Raw genomic sequence first — 3,370 nt, forward strand, 5'->3', positions numbered from 1 at the left:
GCTCTGCGTTGTGCAGATTTCGCCCGGCGACGGCAGCGCCGACGTCATCCAGATCGCGCCTGGCCAGAAGAAAGCGCCGAATCTCGTCAGCCTGCTTCGCAACCGCGCGGTCACCAAGCTGTTCCATTACGGCCGCTTCGACATCGCCGTGCTCTACAATGCCTTCGGTGTCATGGCGGAGCCGGTGTTCTGCACCAAGATCGCCTCGCGGCTCGTCCGCACCTACACCGACCGCCACGGGCTGAAGGATCTGTGCAACGAATTGCTCGGCATCGGCCTGTCCAAGGCGCAGCAATCCTCGGACTGGGCAGCGGAAACGCTCTCGCCCGAACAGCTCGACTATGCCGCCTCCGACGTGCTCTATCTGCACCGTCTGCGCGAGGTTCTGGCGGCGCGCCTGGCGCGCGAAAACCGCACCAAGGAGGCCGACGCCTGCTTCCGGTTCCTGCCTACGCGCGCCAAGCTCGACCTTATGGGCTGGGCGGAGGAAGACATTTTCGCGCATAGCTGACGGAACCCGGCGCGGCGGCGGGCGTTCTTGCCGGTTCGGCCGGTTCACGGAGCGGGCCGGTTCGTGGAGGGAGTGAGATGGCAGAGCGCAAACCGATAGAAAGCGCGCCGAAGGACGGGGCGAAAGTCACCATCCTGTGGAAGGACGGCGACGGCGTCGTCAATGAATCCGTCGGCCAGTATCGCGATGGCGGCTGGTGGGTCTACACCGACAGCGACACGCAAAAGAAGGTCGATCCGACGAGCTGGCGTCCGGCATCGGGTGACGACGACGAATGAAGCTGGCGCTGGCGAGGCCGGCCGCTTTCCAATAGGTTCCATCCGTCACAGTTGGATGGCCGATTCGGGGTGCGTGGCTTCGTTGGTCCTCCGCTCACGGAGGGATTGGCAATGGGAATTGAAAGCCTGCTCGTTTTCATCATCATCGGCGCGATCGCCGGCTGGCTTGCCGGCCTGATCGTCAAGGGTTTCGGCTTCGGACTGGTCGGCAACATCGTCGTCGGCATCGTCGGCGCCCTGATTGCCGGCTGGATATTCCCAAGGCTTGGCTTTGCCGTGGGCGGCGGGATCCTTGCCGCGATCATCCACGCCACGATCGGCGCGGTGGTCCTGCTGGTGCTGATCAAGCTGGTGAAACAGGCCTGATCTTCCAGAAGGCATCGGGGACGCGCCATGAAGCAGAACATGCTCTATGTCATCATCGGCGCTCTCGTGGTCGTGGTCATTGCGCTCGGCGTCTACGTCTATCGCGAGCAGACGAGGCCGAAAGGCGTCGAGCTCAAGATCGACGACAAAGGCATTTCGATCCAGCAGAACTGATCACGGTGGCCAGCCGCCGGCGCCGTGAGGAGCCAGACTGCGCCGTGTGACGCGGCTGCTGCCCGCGGCGATCGGTGAGAAGCCGAATTCAGAAAATCCTAACGGTTTTCAAAACCGTGCATAAACCCTGCTTTAACGCGCCTTTAAACCGCCGCATCTACTCTTCAACCCGAACGCCATCGGTACCGGGGACAAACAGCTAGAGCGCATGGCGAACCGCAGAGACAGTCGCATCGAACCGAGCTTCGAGGGATCGCCGCGCGCGAAATCCTCCGAGGGCTTTTCGGTGAGCGAGGAGGATCGCGTCGTGCCGCGCACCCGCAAATCCGCTGCCAAGGGCAGGTCCGCCAAGGCGAAATCACGCGGCCGCGGCCGCGATCGCAACCGACGCGGATTGCTCGGCATCGCCACTCGGCTGGTCTACTGGTGCTTTGTGCTGTGCATCTGGGGCGGCATCGCGGCGGCCGGCGTCGTCGTCTATTATGGCGCCAAGATGCCGGCGGCGACGACGTGGTCGGTCCCTGACCGCGCGCCGAACATCAAGATCGTCTCGGTCGATGGCGCGCTGATCGCCAATCGCGGCGCGTCGGGCGGCGAGGCCGTCGGGCTGCACGAAATGTCGCCCTATATCCCCGAAGCCGTCGTCGCCATCGAGGACCGGCGCTTCTATTCGCATTTCGGCATCGACCCGATCGGCCTGTCGCGCGCCATGGTCACCAACCTCATCGGCGGGCATTTCTCGCAGGGCGGCTCGACGCTGACGCAGCAGCTGGCCAAGAACCTGTTCCTGACGCCGGACCGCACGCTGGAGCGCAAGGTCCAGGAAGTGCTGCTGGCGCTCTGGCTCGAGCACAAGCACACGAAAGACCAGATCCTCGAAATGTACCTCAACCGGGTCTATTTCGGCTCGGGCGCCTATGGCGTCGAGGCGGCCTCGCGGCGCTATTTCGGCAAGAGCGCGCGCGACGTGTCGCTTTCGGAGGCAGCCCTGCTGGCAGGCCTGCTCAAGGCGCCGTCGAAGCTTTCGCCGGCGCGCGACCCGAAGGCGGCCGAGGAGCGGGCGCAACTCGTGCTCGCGGCCATGCGCCAGACAGGCAAGATCAGCGACAAGGAATACAAGACGGCGCTGAGCGCGCCGGCGACGCGCGCGCCGTCCTATTGGACCGGCTCGGAGAACTATGTCGCCGACACGGTGATGGACGAGCTTCCCGACCTGATCGGCGACGTGCGCGGCGACATCGTCATCGACACCACGGTCGACCTCAACCTGCAGAAGCTTGCCGAACAGTCGATCCGCCGGCTGATCGACGAGAGCGGCAAGAAGCTCAACGTCACCCAAGGGGCGCTGGTGTCGATCGACGATTCCGGCGCGGTGCGCGCCATGGTCGGCGGCTATGATTATTCGACCAGCCAGTTCGACCGCGCCTCGGAAGCGCGCCGGCAGCCCGGCTCCGCCTTCAAGCCCTTCGTCTATATGGCGGCGCTGGAGGCCGGCCGCACGCCGGACAGCATCCGCAACGATGCGCCGATCAAGATAGGCAAATGGACGCCCGACAATTACGGCGGCAAATATTACGGCAAGGTCACGCTGGCGACGGCGCTCGCCAAGTCACTCAACTCGGTGGCGGCCCAGCTCACCATGGAGGTCGGCCCCGACGCCGTGGTCGAGGCCGCGCATCGCATGGGCATCCAGTCCGACCTGCAGGCCAACACCTCGATCGCGCTGGGCACTTCGGAAGTGACGCCGCTTGAACTGACCTCGGCCTATGTGCCTTTCGCCAATGGCGGCTACAAGCCGGACATCCACTTCATCCAGCGCATCACGACAGCAAACGGCAAGGTGCTCTACGAGGGCAGCACCGGCAGCGCGCCGCGCGTCATCAAGGCCGATATCGTGGGCATGATGAACTCGATGATGACCGGTACCGTCGAGGTCGGCACCGCCAAGAAGGCGGCGTTCAACTGGCCTTCGGCCGGCAAGACCGGCACCAGCCAGAATTCGCGGGACGCCTGGTTCGTCGGCTACACCGCCAATCTCACC

5 protein-coding genes are annotated in these 3,370 nt (G+C 64.5%); all 5 read left to right on the forward strand.

Annotated features, from left to right (window positions below; translation table 11 throughout):
• A partial coding sequence (locus EOA24_RS31520) for a ribonuclease D (protein WP_133374704.1) occupies nucleotides 1-511 on the forward strand: 511 nt, incomplete at its 5' end.
• Nucleotides 512-588: 77 nt separating this feature from the next.
• Nucleotides 589-789, forward strand: a complete 201-nt coding sequence (locus EOA24_RS31525) for a hypothetical protein (RefSeq protein ID WP_126081170.1) — start codon at nucleotides 589-591, stop codon at nucleotides 787-789.
• 111 nt (nucleotides 790-900) lie between these two features.
• Nucleotides 901-1,155: a GlsB/YeaQ/YmgE family stress response membrane protein gene (locus EOA24_RS31530; protein WP_042640778.1), complete on the forward strand. Its 255-nt coding sequence runs from the start codon at nucleotides 901-903 to the stop codon at nucleotides 1,153-1,155.
• A gap of 27 nt (nucleotides 1,156-1,182) precedes the next feature.
• Nucleotides 1,183-1,329: a hypothetical protein gene (locus EOA24_RS31535; protein WP_126064347.1), complete on the forward strand. Its 147-nt coding sequence runs from the start codon at nucleotides 1,183-1,185 to the stop codon at nucleotides 1,327-1,329.
• A gap of 208 nt (nucleotides 1,330-1,537) precedes the next feature.
• Nucleotides 1,538-3,370: transglycosylase domain-containing protein (locus EOA24_RS31540; protein WP_133374705.1), on the forward strand; the 1,833-nt coding region annotated here is incomplete at its 3' end.

It is taken from the genome of Mesorhizobium sp. M2A.F.Ca.ET.039.01.1.1 (assembly GCF_003998035.1).
GTDB lineage: Bacteria > Pseudomonadota > Alphaproteobacteria > Rhizobiales > Rhizobiaceae > Mesorhizobium.